This window comes from Microbacterium sp. S1037 (assembly GCF_048381605.1).
GTDB lineage: Bacteria > Actinomycetota > Actinomycetes > Actinomycetales > Microbacteriaceae > Microbacterium > Microbacterium testaceum_B.
Genome location: NZ_JBLWIG010000001.1, coordinates 1977979 through 1995346 on the forward strand (window position 1 = coordinate 1977979; position 17368 = coordinate 1995346).

General features: G+C 68.0%; 17 protein-coding genes. 13 read left to right on the forward strand and 4 right to left on the reverse strand.

The window, feature by feature from the left end; genetic code table 11:
* Positions 1-17: 17 nt before the first annotated feature.
* The 11 genes from ACMW4R_RS08940 (at position 18) to ACMW4R_RS08990 (ending at position 10900) form a co-directional block, all read left to right on the forward strand.
* Positions 18-575 (forward strand): F0F1 ATP synthase subunit B, encoded by a 558-nt coding sequence (locus ACMW4R_RS08940; protein ID WP_058597264.1) that lies wholly within the window; start codon positions 18-20, stop codon positions 573-575.
* A complete protein-coding gene (locus ACMW4R_RS08945) occupies positions 575-1363 on the forward strand; it encodes a F0F1 ATP synthase subunit delta (protein ID WP_058597265.1) in 789 nt (262 codons plus the stop codon). The genes ACMW4R_RS08940 and ACMW4R_RS08945 overlap by 1 nt, the downstream gene beginning before the upstream one ends.
* A gap of 63 nt (positions 1364-1426) precedes the next feature.
* Entirely contained in the window at positions 1427-3058 is a 1632-nt protein-coding gene (atpA, locus tag ACMW4R_RS08950) for a F0F1 ATP synthase subunit alpha (RefSeq protein WP_058597266.1), read from the forward strand.
* A gap of 24 nt (positions 3059-3082) precedes the next feature.
* Positions 3083-3982: a F0F1 ATP synthase subunit gamma gene (locus ACMW4R_RS08955; protein ID WP_058627821.1), complete on the forward strand. Its 900-nt coding sequence runs from the start codon at positions 3083-3085 to the stop codon at positions 3980-3982.
* A 22-nt stretch (positions 3983-4004) separates the two neighbouring features.
* Entirely contained in the window at positions 4005-5453 is a 1449-nt protein-coding gene (atpD, locus tag ACMW4R_RS08960) for a F0F1 ATP synthase subunit beta (RefSeq protein ID WP_058597268.1), read from the forward strand.
* Position 5454: 1 nt separating this feature from the next.
* Entirely contained in the window at positions 5455-5715 is a 261-nt protein-coding gene (locus tag ACMW4R_RS08965) for a F0F1 ATP synthase subunit epsilon (RefSeq protein ID WP_058597269.1), read from the forward strand.
* Between the two features lie 72 nt (positions 5716-5787).
* Complete coding sequence (locus ACMW4R_RS08970; protein ID WP_418299703.1) at positions 5788-6537, forward strand: YaaA family protein; 750 nt, start codon at positions 5788-5790, stop codon at positions 6535-6537.
* Positions 6538-6644: 107 nt separating this feature from the next.
* On the forward strand, positions 6645-7349 hold the full coding sequence (locus tag ACMW4R_RS08975; RefSeq protein WP_418299704.1) for a large exoprotein: 705 nt from the start codon (positions 6645-6647) through the stop codon (positions 7347-7349).
* A 99-nt stretch (positions 7350-7448) separates the two neighbouring features.
* Entirely contained in the window at positions 7449-8429 is a 981-nt protein-coding gene (locus ACMW4R_RS08980) for an aldo/keto reductase (RefSeq protein WP_307382033.1), read from the forward strand.
* 118 nt (positions 8430-8547) lie between these two features.
* A complete protein-coding gene (locus tag ACMW4R_RS08985; protein WP_058597026.1) occupies positions 8548-9321 on the forward strand; it encodes a PP2C family protein-serine/threonine phosphatase in 774 nt (257 codons plus the stop codon).
* 46 nt (positions 9322-9367) lie between these two features.
* The gene (locus ACMW4R_RS08990; protein ID WP_058629444.1) at positions 9368-10900 is read left to right on the forward strand and encodes an APC family permease; all 1533 of its coding nucleotides are present in this window, start codon (positions 9368-9370) and stop codon (positions 10898-10900) included.
* A gap of 32 nt (positions 10901-10932) precedes the next feature.
* On the opposite strand, the gene ACMW4R_RS08995 is transcribed toward ACMW4R_RS08990, so the two are convergent.
* Positions 10933-11916, reverse strand: coding sequence for an asparaginase (locus tag ACMW4R_RS08995; RefSeq protein ID WP_058626243.1), 984 nt, complete (start codon positions 11914-11916; stop codon positions 10933-10935).
* 103 nt (positions 11917-12019) lie between these two features.
* Between ACMW4R_RS08995 and ACMW4R_RS09000 the strand changes: the two genes are divergently transcribed.
* Positions 12020-12490 (forward strand): OsmC family protein, encoded by a 471-nt coding sequence (locus ACMW4R_RS09000; RefSeq protein ID WP_058614361.1) that lies wholly within the window; start codon positions 12020-12022, stop codon positions 12488-12490.
* A gap of 47 nt (positions 12491-12537) precedes the next feature.
* Positions 12538-13017 carry a hypothetical protein gene (locus ACMW4R_RS09005; RefSeq protein ID WP_058626244.1) on the forward strand — a complete coding sequence of 160 codons (480 nt, stop codon included), beginning with the start codon at positions 12538-12540 and terminating at the stop codon, positions 13015-13017.
* An 88-nt stretch (positions 13018-13105) separates the two neighbouring features.
* On the opposite strand, the gene glpK is transcribed toward ACMW4R_RS09005, so the two are convergent.
* The 3 genes from glpK to ACMW4R_RS09020 all read right to left on the reverse strand — a co-directional run bounded on the left by glpK (position 13106) and on the right by ACMW4R_RS09020 (position 17309).
* Positions 13106-14617 (reverse strand): glycerol kinase GlpK, encoded by a 1512-nt coding sequence (gene glpK / locus ACMW4R_RS09010; RefSeq protein WP_058614357.1) that lies wholly within the window; start codon positions 14615-14617, stop codon positions 13106-13108.
* Positions 14618-14713: 96 nt separating this feature from the next.
* Positions 14714-15469, reverse strand: coding sequence for an MIP/aquaporin family protein (locus ACMW4R_RS09015; RefSeq protein ID WP_058597032.1), 756 nt, complete (start codon positions 15467-15469; stop codon positions 14714-14716).
* A 121-nt stretch (positions 15470-15590) separates the two neighbouring features.
* Positions 15591-17309 carry an FAD-dependent oxidoreductase gene (locus ACMW4R_RS09020; RefSeq protein WP_418299705.1) on the reverse strand — a complete coding sequence of 573 codons (1719 nt, stop codon included), beginning with the start codon at positions 17307-17309 and terminating at the stop codon, positions 15591-15593.
* Between the last annotated feature and the right edge of the window lie 59 nt (positions 17310-17368).

Genomic DNA, 17368 nt, shown 5'->3' on the forward strand with positions numbered 1-17368 from the left:
CACTGTAAGGAGACAGGATGCTGAACGCTCTTGTCACACTCGCCGCGGAGCCCGCGGGGGAAGCGCACAACCCGCTCATTCCCGCGGTCTACGACATCATCTGGTCGGCCGTGTGCTTCGTCGTCATCGTCTTCGTGGTGTGGCGCGTCGCTCTGCCGCGCATGGCGAAGCTGCTCGACGAGCGCAGTGCTGCCATCGAGGGCAACATCGCGAAGGCCGACGAGGCTCAGCGACAGGCCGAGGCCGCCCTCGAGCAGTACACCGCCCAGCTCGCCGAGGCGCGCCGCGAGGCCGGTGAGATCCGCGAGACCGCGACCCAGGACGGCCGCAAGATCGTCGCCGAGGCGAAGGAGACCGCCGCGGTCGAGGCCGCGCGCATCACCGCCGCCGCTCACAACCAGATCGAGGCCGAGCGCCAGACCGCTCTCGTCCAGCTGCGCTCCGAGGTCGGCACCCTTGCCGTCGATCTCGCGGGCAACGTGATCGGAGAGACCCTGTCGGACGACGCCCGTGCGAACGCCGTCGTCGACCGCTTCCTCGCCGAGCTCGAGGCATCCGAGAAGGCGGCCAAGTAATGGGCAGCGCGACCACTCAGGCGCGGACCGCGACGGCGGAGGCCCTGGCTTCCACCTCGGGCGTCGATCTCGACGTCGCGCGCGAACTGTTCGCTGCCGTCGGCACCGTGAGCGGGTCGGCTCAGCTGAGCGGCGCGCTGTCCGACTCGTCGGTGCCGGCTCCCGCTCGCGCGGGACTGGTGTCGGCCGTCTTCGGCTCTTCCTACCGTCCGGCGACGGTGGCGCTGCTCAGCAGTGCCGCTCAGCAGCGCTGGTCCACCTCCGCCGAGTTCGTCGAGGGCATCGAGGAGCTCGCCGTTCGCGCCACAGCCGTGGCGGAGTCGGCCGACATCGAGCCCGAGCTGTTCTCGTTCTCGCGTACGGTCGCCGCCAACGGAGAGCTCGAGCTCGCACTGGGCGGGCGTCTCGGAGACGCCTCCGCAAAGGGCGCGCTCGTCACGAAGCTCCTCGACGGACGCGTCAGCGCCGGTACGACCCTGATCGTGTCGTCGCTCGTGCAGAACGCCCGCGGTCGTAGGGTGCGCGCACTCCTCCGCCGCGCGGAGAGCATCGTCGCCGACCAACGGACGCGCATCGTCGCGACCGTCTACGCGGCAGCGCCTCTGAGCGCCGAGCAGCAGACCCGTCTGCAGAACGCTCTCAGCGCTCGCTACGGTTCGGCGGTCACGCTGAACACCGTGATCGACCCGACGGTGGTCGGCGGTCTGCGCGTGCAGATCGCGGACGACGTCATCGACGCGAGCGTGTCCGCACGTCTCGCTGACCTCCGCCAGCGGATCGCAGGCTAAAGACTTTCCGCCCGAACGGGCGTGGATCTGGGGGCCTCGCAGCCCCACGAACGAAGGAAGACAATGGCAGATCTCTCTATCAGCCCCGACGTCATTCGTGACGCGCTGAAGGACTTCGTCACCGCCTACGAGCCCACCGGCGCTGCGGCGACCGAGGTCGGCGCCGTCGTCGACGCGGCCGACGGCATCGCTCACGTCGAGGGCCTTCCCGGCGTCATGGCCAACGAGCTCATCCGCTTCGCGGACGGCACGCTGGGCCTCGCGCAGAACCTCGACGAGAACGAGGTCGGTGTCGTCGTCCTCGGCGACTTCGCCGGCATCGAAGAGGGCCAGAGCGTCACCCGCACGGGCGAGGTCCTCTCGGTCGGTGTCGGCGAGGGCTACCTCGGCCGCGTCGTCGACCCGCTGGGCAACCCCATCGACGGTCTCGGCGAGATCGCGACGACGGGTCGTCGTGCCCTCGAGCTCCAGGCTCCCGGCGTCATGCAGCGCAAGAGCGTTCACGAGCCGCTTCAGACCGGCATCAAGGCGATCGACGCCATGATCCCCGTCGGTCGTGGACAGCGCCAGCTCATCATCGGCGACCGCCAGACCGGCAAGACGGCCATCGCGATCGACACGATCATCAACCAGAAGGCCAACTGGGAGTCGGGCGACGTCAACAAGCAGGTGCGCTGCATCTACGTCGCCATCGGCCAGAAGGGCTCGACCATTGCTTCGGTGAAGGGCGCGCTCGAGGACGCCGGCGCGATGGAGTACACCACCATCGTCGCGGCTCCTGCCTCCGACCCCGCGGGCTTCAAGTACCTCGCCCCGTACACCGGCTCGGCCATCGGCCAGCACTGGATGTACGAGGGCAAGCACGTCCTGATCATCTTCGACGACCTGTCCAAGCAGGCCGAGGCCTACCGTGCCGTTTCGCTTCTCCTCCGCCGCCCGCCGGGCCGCGAGGCGTACCCCGGCGACGTCTTCTACCTGCACTCGCGTCTGCTCGAGCGTTGCGCGAAGCTGTCCGACGAGCTCGGCGCCGGTTCGATGACGGGTCTGCCGATTATCGAGACCAAGGCCAACGACGTCTCGGCCTACATCCCCACCAACGTGATCTCGATCACCGACGGCCAGATCTTCCTGCAGTCCGACCTCTTCAACGCCAACCAGCGTCCCGCGGTCGACGTGGGTATCTCGGTCTCGCGTGTCGGTGGTGACGCCCAGGTGAAGTCGATCAAGAAGGTCTCCGGAACGCTCAAGCTCGAGCTCGCGCAGTACCGTTCGCTCGAGGCCTTCGCGATGTTCGCGAGCGACCTCGACGCGGCTTCGCGTCGTCAGCTCGCCCGCGGTGCGCGCCTGACCGAGTTGCTCAAGCAGCCGCAGTACTCGCCGTACCCCGTCGAGGAGCAGGTCGTCTCGATCTGGGCCGGTACCAACGGCAAGCTCGACAGCGTCGAGGTCTCGGACGTGCTTCGCTTCGAGCGCGAGCTGCTCGACTACCTGCGTCGCAACTCGACCGTGCTCGACACGCTGCGCGAGACCAACGTGCTCGACGACGACACGCTCGCCGAGCTGGAGAAGAAGGTCGACGCGTTCGCCCTCGAGTTCCAGCCCGGTGGCGACCAGAGCGTCGTGGGCGCCGAGAAGGTCGACGCGGCCGAGGCGGAAGACGTCAACCAGGAGCGGATCGTCAAGGGCCGTCGCTAAGAGCGGCGACACGAGAACGGAATCATGGGCGCACAACTGCGGGTCTACAAGCAGAAGATCAGTTCTGCTCAGACGACCAAGAAGATCACCAAGGCGATGGAGCTCATCGCGGCCTCGCGCATTCAGAAGGCGATGGCGCGTGTGCGCGCGGCATCCCCCTTCGCGCGTGCCGTGACGAGCGCCGTCTCCGCGGTGGCCACGTACTCGTCCGTCGACCACCCGCTGACGACCGAGCGCGAGAACATCCGCCGCTCGGCCGTGGTCATCTTCACGTCGGACCGCGGTCTTGCCGGCGCGTTCAACTCGCAGATCCTCCGTGAGGGTCTCGAGCTGGCCGAGCTGCTGCGGTCGCAGGGCAAAGAGGTCGTCTTCTACCTCGTCGGACGCAAGGCCGTCGGATACTTCCAGTTCCGTCGCATGCCGAGCATCGAGCAGTGGGTCGGCGACACCGACACTCCGCAGTTCTCGACGGCGGAGGAGATCTCCGAGTCGGTCCTCAAGGCCTACCGCGCGGGCGGCGACAATGACGGCGTCGATGAGATCCACCTCGTCTACAACCGCTTCGTCAGCATGATGACGCAGTCGCCGGAGTCGGTCCGCCTTCTCCCGCTCGAGGTCATCGAGGCCGATGAGGCGCCGGCGCAGTCCGAGATCTACCCGCTCTACGAGTTCGAGCCCGACGCCGAGACGGTTCTCGACGCGCTCCTGCCGGTGTACGTCCAGAGCCGCATCTTCAACGCTCTCCTCCAGTCGTCGGCTGCAAAGCACGCCGCGACGCAGAAGGCCATGAAGTCGGCCAGCGACAACGCCGACAAGCTCATCACCGACTACACCCGCCTGCGCAACAACGCGCGTCAGGCGGAGATCACGCAGCAGATCGCCGAGATCGTCGGCGGCGCCGATGCCCTGGCATCCGGCAAGTAAGTTCCCAAGGAGAGAAGAAGCCATGAGCCTCACCGCCGAGAAGACCGACGCGGCCGTCGTCGGACGCGTCGCGCGCGTCACCGGCCCGGTCGTCGACATCGAGTTCCCGCATGACGCGATCCCCGAGATCTACAACGCGCTGAAGACCACGATCACCATCGGTGACGAGTCGACCGAGATCACCCTCGAGGTCGCTCAGCACCTCGGTGACGACCTCGTTCGCGCGATCGCCCTCAAGCCGACCGACGGCATCGTCCGCGGCCAGGAAGTGCGCGACACCGGCGGCCCCATCTCGGTGCCCGTCGGCGACGTCACCAAGGGCAAGGTCTTCGACGTGACCGGTGAGGTCCTCAACGCTGCTCCCGGCGAGCAGATCGAGGTCACCGAGCGCTGGGGCATTCACCGCAAGGCGCCGAGCTTCGACCAGCTCGAGTCCAAGACCGAGATGTTCGAGACCGGCATCAAGTCGATCGACCTCCTCACCCCGTACGTGCAGGGCGGAAAGATCGGCCTGTTCGGTGGTGCCGGTGTCGGCAAGACCGTCCTCATCCAGGAGATGATCCAGCGCGTCGCGCAGGACCACGGTGGTGTCTCGGTGTTCGCCGGTGTCGGCGAGCGCACCCGTGAGGGCAACGACCTCATCGGTGAGATGGAAGAGGCGGGTGTCTTCGACAAGACCGCCCTCGTGTTCGGCCAGATGGACGAGCCGCCGGGGACGCGTCTGCGTGTCGCCCTGTCGGCCCTGACGATGGCGGAGTACTTCCGCGACGTCCAGAAGCAGGACGTGCTGCTGTTCATCGACAACATCTTCCGCTTCACGCAGGCGGGTTCCGAGGTGTCGACGCTGCTCGGTCGCATGCCCTCCGCCGTGGGTTACCAGCCGAACCTCGCCGACGAGATGGGTGTGCTCCAGGAGCGCATCACCTCGACGCGCGGTCACTCGATCACCTCGCTGCAGGCGATCTACGTCCCCGCCGATGACTACACCGACCCGGCCCCCGCGACCACCTTCGCGCACCTCGACGCCACCACCGAGCTCTCGCGTGAGATCGCGTCGAAGGGCCTGTACCCGGCCATCGACCCGCTGACGTCGACGAGCCGCATCCTCGACCCGCGCTACATCGGTGCCGACCACTACCGCGTGGCGACCGCCGTGAAGCAGATCCTGCAGAAGAACAAGGAACTGCAGGAGATCATCGCGATCCTCGGTGTCGACGAGCTCTCCGAGGAAGACAAGATCGTCGTGTCGCGTGCACGTCGCATCCAGCAGTTCCTTTCGCAGAACACCTACATGGCGAAGAAGTTCACCGGTGTCGAGGGCTCCACGGTTCCGATCAAGGAGACCATCGAGTCGTTCGACGCGATCGTCAAGGGCGACTTCGACCACGTGGCCGAGCAGGCCTTCTTCAACGTCGGTGGCATCTCCGACGTCGAAGCCAAGTGGGCGCAGATCCAGAAGGAGAACGGCTGACATGTCGTTGCGCGTGAGCCTGGTGTCGGCCGACGCCGAGGTGTGGACGGGAGAGGCCTCGCTCGTCGTGGCCAAGACCGTCGAGGGTGAGATCGGGTTCATGCAGGGGCATGAGCCGGTGCTCGCGATCCTCGCCCAGGGCGAGGTGCGCATCACCCGCACCGACGGCTCGAAGATCCTCGCCAACGCTGAGGACGGCTTCCTGTCGATGGCGAACGATGAGCTCACGATCGTGGCCGGAAACGCTGCGCTCGTCTCCTGACGCCTGATTCCTCACGACGCGCGTCGCCCGGTTCGCCGGGCGGCGCGCGTCGCTCCTTTCGTGGAAGGTCGCATGCTCGTTCTCCTGCCTCCCTCTGAAACCAAACGGCCCGGCGGCGATGGCGAGGCCATGCGTCTCGAGGCCCTCTCGCTTCCGGCGCTGCGTCCGCAGCGTGAAGCGGTCATCGACGCGCTCGTCGCTCTGTCCGCCGACGAGGACGAAGCGGCGCGGGTGCTCAAGCTCAGCGCGAAGCGTCGTCACGAGATCGCCGACAACGCGGCTCTGCGCAACGCGCCGACGATGCCCGCGGTCGACCGCTACACCGGCGTTCTGTTCGATGCTCTGGATGCCACCAGCCTCGACACCGCGGCGCGGTCGTGGCTCGCGGACCACGTGCTGATCCATTCGGCGCCGTTCGGCCCGGTCGGTGCGCTCGACGGCATCCCCGCATATCGCCTGGCGGCGGGAATCTCGATACCCGGACTCCCGTCTTTGCGTCGGGTGTGGGCGGATGCCGTCACCTCGGCGCTGTCCGCTCTCTCGACGCCGTTCATCCTCGATCTGCGATCCGAGGCGTACGCGGCGCTCGGGCCTGTGCCCGCGGATGTCGCGAGCGCCTACGTCCGCGTTGTGACCGGTGGGGGAGAGGCGCCGGTTCGCGCGTTGAACCACTTCAACAAACACGCGAAGGGCGACCTGGTCCGGTCACTGGCGCTCACGGCCCCGACGATCGGGTCTCGGAACGATTTCGTGGCGTGGGGACGTCGGGCCGGCTGGGACATCCGCGAGGCCGCGGACGGAGAGCTTGCCCTGTTCGTCTAGCACACCCGCGCGGTGGGTGTCAGGAAACACTCAGGTTCGCTACCATGTCACCCGCGGGAAACTCCCGCTGGCGCGCGTCTGCGCCATCATCGTCCGAAAGGATCGACGTGGACACCCTTCACCTCGCATACAGCGACCCCTACGGGGCGTCGGATGCCGCCGGGTTGGCCGCCCTGGGCGCACTCTATGCTTTCTCGGCCGTCCTCGGCCTCATCGGCTACGTCATCGGCGCCTTCCTGCTCATGAAGGTCTTCGAACGCGCCGGCGTCGAGGGCAAGTGGCGCGCGTGGGTCCCTGTGTACAACTACATGGTCTTCGTCAAGCTCGGCGACATCTCGCCGTGGGTGATTCTCGGAATCGTCATCGCCGGTGTCATCCCGATCCTGAACTTCCTCGCGATCCCGGTCGCGTTCGTGATCCTGATCATGGCGGCCGTGCGAGTCAACGCGAAGTTCGGCCGCGAGTGGCCGATCCTGCTGCTGTTCCTCCTGAGCGGGCTCGGCGTCTGGATCTGGCTCGGCATCCTCGGCTTCAGCGGCAACCGGTGGAACCCCGCCGCTGCTTCCCCGTCGCCGTGGGGCAACTCGTTCCTCGCGGACAAGACGGTCTGGAACGGCGTGCCCGTGCAGCCCGCGCAGCAGGGCGTCGGTGCGAACGCCGCCCCGCAGGGCTACGGCGCGCCCCAGGGCTACTCGGCTCCGCCGGCCGGCTCGACCCCGCCCGCAGCGGGCACCACCCCGCCGCCGCCGGCCCCGCCCGCGACGGGAACGACCCCGCCGCCGCCGGCACCGCCGGCCGGCCCCCAGGTCTGATCGCTCGATGGGCTCCTCACCTCGGTGAGGAGCCCATCCTCGTCCCCTGGGTTGTGGGGCGGCCGTCCCCGCATGCCCTCGCGGGGTTAGCGTGGAGGGATGACGACTTCCCTTCTTCCCCAACGACCTGTCGGACGCTCCGGACTGCGGGTCTCCGCGGTCGGGCTCGGTTGCAACAACTTCGGCCGGTCGGGAACCCCCACCGAGACGCTCGAGGGGACCCGTGCGGTTCTGGACGCCGCACTCGATGCGGGCGTCACTTTCCTCGACACGGCCGACGTGTACGGCCGGGAGTACGGGCTGTCGGAGACGCTGATGGGCGAGGCGCTCCTGGGTCGTCGTGACGAGGTCGTGCTCGCGACGAAGTTCGGCCACGCCGATCTCGCGCCCGGCGTGCTCGGGGGAGCGAAGGCGTCACGGACATCGATCCGTCGATCGGTGGAGGGATCGCTCCGCCGACTGCGGACCGACTGGATCGACCTCTACCAGCTGCACACGCCCGACCCCTCGACCCCCATCGAAGAGACGCTCGACACGCTCGCTGATCTCGTCCGCGAGGGCAAGGTCCGGTACGTGGGCCACTCCAACTTCGCCGGATGGCAGATTGCGGAGGCGGAGTTCGCGGCACGCGGCGTGAGGTTCATCTCGTCGCAGAACCAGTACAGCCTGCTCGCTCGTGCGGCAGAGCGGGAGGTGCTGCCGGCGGTGGGACGGTTCGGCCTGGGTCTTCTGCCGTTCTTCCCCCTCCACAACGGCCTGCTGACGGGAAAGTTCTCACGGGAGGGAGGGCCCGAGGGAAGCCGCATCATGCGCCAGCGCCCTCACCTGTGGCGGGACGCGCCGTGGGATGCCCTCGAGCGGTATCAGACGTTCTGCGAGGAGCGCGGCATCACCATGCTCCAGGCGACGTTCGCGTGGTTCCTCGCCAATCCGCTGGTGTCGAGCGTCATCGCGGGAGCCACGAGCCCGGAGCAGGTGCGCGCGAACGCCGAAGCGGCGACCGCGTGGACGCCCACCGCGGAGGAGATCGCGGAGATCGACGGCATCCTGAGTCTTCCCGCCGACCCGGCCGCCGGATGAACCGTCCGTCTGCCGCGGCTGGGCGCGGCGCTGCCCGAGTCCGTGCGCGGGCGTCCATTAGGATGGCAGGGCCGCGCGCTCTCGCCGGCGAAGCTGTCGGCCAACCGGAGGATCTCTCGTGCCCGAGGTGACCACGCATACGCGTACCGTTCCACTCACGGGGGCGACGCTCGAGCTGGCGTGGGCTGCGGGCACCGACACTGGGAAGCGCCGTGAGGTCAATCAGGACGCGGTCCTCGCGGAGTACCCGTTGTTCGTGGTCGCCGACGGAATGGGCGGACATCTCGGTGGGGAGATCGCGAGCGCGAGCACGGTCGACCGACTGCGCGCCGTCGTCGACGGGGGGACGGTGTCGCCCCGGCACATCGAGAAGGCCCTGTCCCGCGCGGTCAAGGACATCGTCTCGCACCCCGAGACCACCGATGAGGGCACCGGGACGACGCTGACCGGGCTGTATCTCGAGACGGCGGCCGATGAGCCCCACTGGGTCACCCTGAACATCGGTGATTCGCGCGTGTACCTCCTGCGCGACGACGACATCGTCCAGGTGACGACTGATCACTCGGTGGTGCAGGAGCTGATCGCCGCGGGGCGACTGAGCCCCGAAGAGGCGGAGAACCACCCGTACGGAAACGTCATCACACGTGCCGTCGGACCGAGCGACAGCGTCAAGCCGGACTACCTCCGCCTCGAAGTCGTCGACGGTGATCGGTTCGTCGTGTGTTCGGACGGGCTCACCAAAGAGCTCACCGACTTCGGTATCAAACACTTCCTCGAGGCGAACGCCGATCCGGCCGCAGCCGTCGACGCGATGATGGCGGCGGCCCTCGAGAACGGCGGCCGCGACAACATCACGATCATCGTGCTCGACGTCAACCGCCGCTCTTCCTGAGAATTCACCCTTGACCGCGGTTGCCCGCGGATTCTACGTTCGGCATATGACTTCCGCTCCCGAACGGACGTCGGGCAAAGGACTGGCCGCCGGGACCCTCGGACTCTGGGGTTCGACCGTCATCGGACTGGCATCCACAGCCCCCGTCTACTCTCTCGTCGCCACCCTCGGCTTCGTCGTCGTCGCGGTGGGTGCCCAAGCGCCGATCGCGTTCGTCCTGGCGTTCATCCCGATGCTCTTCATCGCCTTCGCCTACCGTGAACTGAACAACGAGGTGCCGGACTGCGGCACGACGTTCACCTGGGGCACGAAGGCGTTCGGTCCGTGGGTCGGCTGGATGGGCGGGTGGGGGGTCGCCGTCGCGGGCATGGTCGTCCTCGCCAACCTGTCGCAGATCGCCGGCATCTACCTGTGGTCGCTGGTCGGTGACGGATCGCTCGCCGAGAACGTCCCGCTCGTGACGGCCACCGGCGTCGCGTTCATCGCCGCGATGACGTACGTGAGCTACCGGGGCGTCGAGATCGGCGAGCGCATCCAGAACATCCTGCTCGCCGTCCAGTACATCGTTCTCGCGCTCTTCGTCGTCGTCGCGCTGTGGAAGTTCTTCGACGGCACGGCCCCGAACCCGACCCCGTTCGACTTCGCGTGGTTCAACCCGCTCGGCTTCACCGACTGGAGCGGCTTCACCGAGGCCGTCCTGCTCGCGCTCTTCATCTATTGGGGATGGGACACGTGCCTCGCGCTGAACGAGGAGACCAAGGATCCGAAGCGCATCCCCGGACGCGCGGCCCTGCTCACCACGGTGATCCTGCTCGGCACGTACGTCACGGTCACCGTCGCGGCGATGATGTACGCCGGCGTGGGAGAGGACGGCGCCGGCCTCGCCAACGCAGATAACGCCGACGACGTCTTCCTGGCGATGAAGGACGGGCTGTTCGGCCCGTTCGCGTGGGTGCTGGTGGTCGCGGTGCTCATCTCCGCGGTGTCATCGACGCAGACCACGATCCTGCCGACGGCACGCGGCACGCTGGCGATGGCGGCCTATAAGGCGCTTCCCGCTCGCTTCCAGACGGTGCACCCGCGCTTCCACACGCCGTCGTTCTCGACGCTCGTCATGGGGATCGTCGCGAGCGTGTACTACGTGGGCATGACCATCATCAGCGACAACATCCTCCAGGACTCCATCCTGTCGCTCGGTCTCGCGATCGCGTTCTACTACGCGATGACGGGGTACGCGTGCGTGTGGTACTTCCGCCGCGAACTCTTCACGTCCGGCAAGAACCTCGTCTACCGTGGCATCCTTCCCCTTCTGGGGGCACTGATGCTCACGTACGCCTTCGTCCAGTCGGCGATCGACATGTACGACGTCGGCTACGGCAATTCCGAGCTGCTCGGCATCGGCGGCACGTTCGTCATCGGAATCGGCGCGCTGGCCTTCGGCGTCGTGCTGATGGTCGTGTGGTACCTCGTCCCGGCGTCCAAGCCGTTCTTCCGGGGCGAGAGCCTGAACCGGGACACCGAGGTGCTCGTTCCCGACGAGCCCATCACGTACCCGCGTTCGGTCGACGGCGGTATCTGACCACCCGGGCCGCTCTCGTGCGGGGCGGCCCGTCAGACCGTCGCGCGGATGAGACCGACCTCGCGGCCACCGCCCGAGATCGTCAGGGGCAGCAGGGCGAGCGTGTCGGCGACCGCCTCGGGGGCGAGAGCTCCGGCACGCTCGAGCAGGCGCAGTGCGACCGCGTGACCGGCGCGGTTGGAGCCGTCGAGCATCTTGAGCGCCACCGTCGTGCCGTCGGGTGCCGTCATCACCTGGACGCCCTCGGCGCCGAGCTTCGAGAAGACACCGAGGCGCTCGATGACGACGGTGTCGGGCCGACCCGGGCCGTCGATCGTCCACGGGTGCTCTTTCACCGCGCGGACGAGCGTCCCGGCGCTGCGGTGCAGGGCGAACGGAGAGCGCTCCGACGAGGTCGCGATGCGCTGGATGGCGCGCGCGAGACCGACGAGGCTCATGGCGTACACGGGGGCGCCGCAGCCGTCGATCGCGGTGGTCGTCATGCGCTCGCCGACGAGGCGCTCGAGCACCTCGCGGATGTGCACCTGCAGCGGGTGCTCCGGGTCGAGGTAGTCCGCCGTGGACCAGCCGTTCGCGACGCACGTCAGCAGCATCGCCGCGTGCTTGCCCGAGCAGTTCATGCGCAGGGGCGAGGGCGACCCGTGATCACGCACGAGTTCATCGCGCGCGGCGGTGTCGCTCGGCCACGCTGCGGGGCACCCCAGGTCGTCTTCGGTCAGGCCGGCGGACTGCAGGATGCCACGGGCCGTCTCGACGTGGCGCTCGGTGCCGCAGTGGCTCGCCATCGCGATCGCCAGGCGTTCCTCGGCGAGGTCGGCGCCCGCGGAGAGGCACGCCAGCGCCTGCAACGGCTTCATGCTCGAGCGGGGGAGGAAGGGGGCCGTCGCCTCGCCGAGCGCGAGCTTCTCGGATCCGTCGGGAGCGAGCACGACGGCGACGCCGTGATGACGGGATTCGATGAAGCCGTTCCGTTCGACGACAGCGAGCTCGACGGAGGCGGGGGGCGTGGCGGGCATCCGTCCATTCTATGGCGGCGGCGTCGTCGTCCCCCGCGTAGACGTCGGCGCTCCACGGGCCGGGAGTCGCCCTCTCAAACGGGCAGCACGGCAGACTGGGACCATGAACGGAGAGCACCACTACCACCTGCGCTCGACCTGGACCGGGGACCGGGGGAGCGGCACCAGCGGATACCGCGACTACGACCGCGCGGTCACGCTGGAGGTCGACGGCAAGCCCGCGATCGCGGCATCCGCTGACAAGCCTTTCCGGGGCGATCCCGCCAAATGGAATCCGGAAGAGCTGCTGCTCGCGGCCCTCAGCGAGTGCCACCTGCTGTCCTACCTGCACGCGTGCGTCACGACCGGTGTCGTGGTCACCGCGTACGAGGACGACGCGACGGGGACCATGCAGGAGGACGGCAACAGCGGCGGGGCTTTCACGGAGGTCGTTCTGCGTCCCCGCGTCCGGGTCGCCGACGAATCGATGGTGGAAGCGGCCCGCGCCGCCCACAAGCAGGCGCGCGAGTGGTGCTTCATCGCGAACTCGGTGAACTTCCCGGTCCGGCACGAGCCCGAGATCACCGTCGGCTGATCCTGGCGGCGGAGCGCCGTCGGTGTCCGGCGTCGTACAGTGAGCGCATGCAGCTCGAACCGGCCCTCCGTCGCCTCGATCGGATCGCGGGTGGACGCCAGGCGGACCACCGCGTGGATGTTCCCGAGGACCCGAGAGTGCATCGGGCGTTCCGCGCGATCACCCTTCTTCTCGGACTCGGATTCGTGCTGGGTGTCGCCACGGTCGTCGTCGCCCTGGTGATGACCCTGAACGGCGCCGACGTCGGGTTCGCCGTGTGGATGCGGTGCCTCGTGGTGCTCGCGATCACGACGACGCTGTTCTACTTCCTCTGGCGGGCGCGGGCCGGGTGGTACTGGGCGTTCCGTCGGTTGCAGCTGTTCAGCCGGATCTTCCCGATCGTCGCGCTCGTGCTCGCGGCGATTCCCGGCCTCTACCCGTTCTGGGTGGTGACCGAGCAGATCCTCTTCGCGATCCTGCTCATCGGGGTGTCGGACTATTTGCAGTCCGACGTGGTCCGCGCGGCGTACCCGAAACCACGGCGCTGATCCGTCGGCATCCGGATACCGAGATCTCCACGAAACGATGGAACCCCGCCGGCGCGAGGCCGACGGGGTTCCATTCTGGCGGGGGTGCTCAGCGCACGTCGTCGTCGACCCAGTCCATCGACTTGGTGACGGCCTTCTTCCACAGGCGCAGCTCGCGGTCGCGCTCGTCGGAGTCCATGTCGGGCTCCCAGCGCTTGTCCTCCTGCCAGTTGGCGCGGAGGTCGTCGAGGTTGTCCCAGAAGCCCACCGCGAGGCCGGCAGCGTATGCCGCACCCAGCGCCGTGGTCTCCGCGACGACCGGACGCACGACCGGCACGCCGAGGATGTCGGCCTGGAACTGCATGAGCGCGTCGTTGGCGGTCATGCCGCCGTCGACCTTGAGCTCGGTGAGGTCGACGCCGGAGTCGGCGTTGACGGCATCGAGCACCTCGCGCGTCTGGAAGGCCGTGGCCTCCAGGGCGGCGCGCGCGATGTGGCCCTTGTTGACGTAACGGGTCATGCCCACGATCGCGCCGCGGGCGTCGGGACGCCAATACGGGGCGAACAGACCCGAGAACGCGGGCACGAAGTACACGCCGCCGTTGTCGTCGACCGAGCTGGCCAGCGCCTCCACCTCGGGAGCCGAGGAGATGATGCCGAGCTGGTCGCGCAGCCACTGGATGAGCGAACCCGTGACGGCGATCGATCCTTCGAGCGCGTAGCGGGCGGGCTGGTCGCCGAGCTTGTAGCCCAGGGTGGTCAGCAGGCCGTTCTTCGAGTGGACGATCTCTTCCCCGGTCTGGAAGATCAGGAAGTTGCCCGTGCCGTAGGTGTTCTTGCTCTCGCCGGGGTCGAATGCGGCCTGGCCGAAGGTCGCCGCCTGCTGGTCGCCCAGGATGCCGGCGACGGGGGTCTCGCGCAGGAGCGACGACGACTCGACGGTGCCGTACACCTCGGACGAGGAGCGGATCTCGGGCATCATCGAGCGCGGCACGCCGAAGTCGGCGAGGATGTCGTCGCGCCACTCGAGCGTCTCGAGGTCCATGAAGAGCGTGCGGCTGGCGTTCGTGACGTCGGTGGCGTGCACGCCGCCGTCGATTCCGCCGGTGAGGTTCCACAGCACCCACGTGTCGGTGGTGCCGAAGATCAGGTCGCCGGCCTCCGCCTTCTCGCGTGCTCCCTCGACGTTCTCGAGGATCCAGACGATCTTCGTCCCCGAGAAGTAGGTCGCGAGGGGCAGACCGACGATGCTCTTGTAGCGTTCGGTGTCGCCGTCGGCGAGGCGGTCGACGATCGACTGCGTGCGCGTGTCCTGCCACACGATGGCGTTGTAGACGGGCTTGCCGGTGTTCTTGTCCCACACGACGGCGGTCTCGCGCTGGTTCGTGATGCCGACGGCGGCGATGTCGTGACGGGTGATGTCGGCGCGGCTCAGAGCGAGGCCGATCACCTCCTGGGTGTTGCGCCAGATCTCGAGCGGGTCGTGCTCGACCCATCCCGCGCGCGGGAAGATCTGCTCGTGCTCCTTCTGTCCGACGGCGACGACGCCTCCGGACTTGTCGAAGATCATCGCGCGCGTCGAGGTCGTGCCCTGGTCGATGGCGAGGACGTAGTCGGCCATGGATGGACTCCTTTGTCTTGTTGAGGTGAGGAAAGAGGTGAAGCGGAGCGCGGGGGCGGCGCAGGCCGGGTGGTTCGCACCGCCCCCGCGGAGGTGTTACTTGCCGAGGTGGAGCAGCACGGGGGCGAGCAGACCCGCGAGCAGCCCGCCGACCAGGGGGCCGGCGACCGGCACCCAGGCGTAGCTCCAGTCGCTGGAGCCCTTCCCCTTGATGGGGAGGATCGCGTGGGCGATGCGCGGGCCGAGGTCACGGGCCGGGTTGATCGCGTAGCCGGTCGGGCCACCGAGCGAGGCGCCGATACCGACCACCAGCAGGGCCACGGGGACGGCGGCGAGGCCACCGATGCCACCGGGGACGCCGATGTCGGCGACGCCGTAGTCGGCGAATCCGAAGATCACGAAGACCAGGACGAAGGTCGCGATGACCTCGGTGAGGAAGTTGAATCCGTAAGAACGGATCGCGGGGCCCGTCGAGAAGACGCCGAGCTTGGCGGCCGGGTCGGGTTCGTCGTCGAAGTGCTGCTTGTACGAGGCCCACGCCAGCACGGCACCGATGATCGCACCGACCATCTGCGCGGCGACCGCGACGAGGAACTGGACGAAGGAGATCTTGCCGGCGACCAGCAGGCCGATCGACACGGCGGGGTTCAGCTGGGCACCCGAGTAGGCGGACACGATGACGCCGGCGAAGACCGCCAGGCCCCATCCCCAGTTGACCATGAGGAACCCACCGGCGTTGCCCTTGGTCTTGGCCAGGGCCACGTTGGCGACCACTCCGCAGCCCAGCAGGATGAGCATCGCGGTGCCGACCACCTCCGAGAGGAAGTACAGCCCCAGATTGACTTCTTGCATGTCGTCATCGACCTTTCTGTTGTCGCCCGTCCACCTTCGGCTCGGGCGTCGTTGCGGCTCGGTGATCCGAACCTATGACCGCCGTGCGGGCGCGCAACAGGTGACGCGCCCGCACGTTCTCTCAGATTGCGGCGACCCCGGCTTCGGCCAGATCGACGCGGTGAGCGGTGAGAAGGATGTCGCGGGTGCGCTCGACCTCCTCCTGAACGCGGTCGGTGTCCCACCCGAGAGGGCCGGCGACTGCCTCGGCGACCTCGACCAGCGTGCGCTCGGTCATTCCCCCCACGAAGGCGAGGTGCGTCCGGCGCAACAGCACGTCGATCAGGTGCACGACCTGCTCGTTGCGGGCGATCCACTCGAGCTCCTCGACGTAGTAGCCGGGGGCGTGCTCGATCGGGGTGGGCTCGGCCGGAAGCGCCTCGAGCAGCAGGTCGGCACGGGTGCCGTAGCGCGTGAGCAGCGCCTCGACGAGCTCGCGGGAGTGAGCATTCGTGCGTGCGGCCACCCACCGGCGGCGCGCCTCGGGGGTCGCCGGGAAGCCCGCGCCGCCGCCGATGGGCAGGCCCTGCGTGCTCACGCGGTGCGGACGACGCAGTTTCTGCAGCGTCTTCATGCTGAGGTGCTCCGCCAGAGCGCGGAACGTGGTCCACTTGCCGCCCACCAGGCTCATTGCGGGAACGCCCGCGATCTCGTCCTCGACGATGCGGTAGTCGCGCGAGACGAAACCGGGAGCGGTGTCGTCGTGACGGGGGAGGGGGCGGATGCCGGAGAAGGTGTAGACGATCTGCGAGCGGTCCACCGTGATGCTCGGGAAGACGTGCCCGACGAGGTCGAAGAAGTAGTCGATCTCGTCGTCGGTGCACACGACGGGCTTCGCCGGGTCGGCGTCGATGTCGGTCGTCCCGACGAGGACGCGGTCCTTGAGCGGGTAGATGAGCACGATGCGACCGTCGGAGTGCTCGAAGAAGATCTCGCGTCCACCTGTCGCGGCGAGCAGCTCGGGGTTGTCGAGGACGATGTGCGAGCCCTTGGTGCCCCCCATGAACTGGGTCTTGAGCCCCATGGCGGCGTTCGCGAGGTCGGTCCAGGGGCCGGCCGTGTTGAGGATGACCTTGGCCTTGACCGAGAACTCCTCGCCCGAGACCTCGTCGCGGACGCGCACGCCGTTCGCGTCTGCGCCGACGGCCGAGACGTAGTTGACGGCCTGCGTGCGACCGGCACCGGCGACGATGCCGTCGTGGAGCACGTCGAGCGCGATGCGCTCGGGGTCGTGCATCGACGCGTCGAAGTACGTCGCGGTGTATGCGAGGTCGGGGTTGAGCTTGGGGAGCTCGGCGAGCGACTTCTTCTTGCCGAGGAACTTGTGGCGGGGAACCGATCCGCCGTCGCGCGAGAAGGTGTCGTACATGATGAGGCCGACCTTGATCAGGAGGGCTCCGCGCTCGTTGGGCTTTCCGCGGCCGTGGGTCACGAGCAGGCGGAAGGGAGCCGACAGGATGCCCGAGAACGTCTTGTAGATCGGGATCGTGGTCTCGAGGGGCTTGACGTAGTGGGGCGCGGTCTTGAGCAGATCGTTGCGCTCGGTCACCGCTTCCTTGACGAGGCGGAACTCGCCGTTCTCGAGGTAGCGGATGCCGCCGTGCACCATGTGGCTGGAGGCCGACGAGGCGCCCGAGACGAAGTCGCCGCGCTCGACGAGGGCGACGCTGACACCCTGCAGGGAGAGGTCACGGAGAGTGGCGAGGCCGTTGATGCCACCGCCGATGATGAGGACGTCGATGTCTTCGGCGTCACGAAGCGCCTGAACGTCGGCGCGGAGCGAAGTTGCGGGGGACGACATGTCGACTGCGACCTTTCGTAGTTGGTACGCCGACAGAATGCGCCCGTCTGCACGTTGTT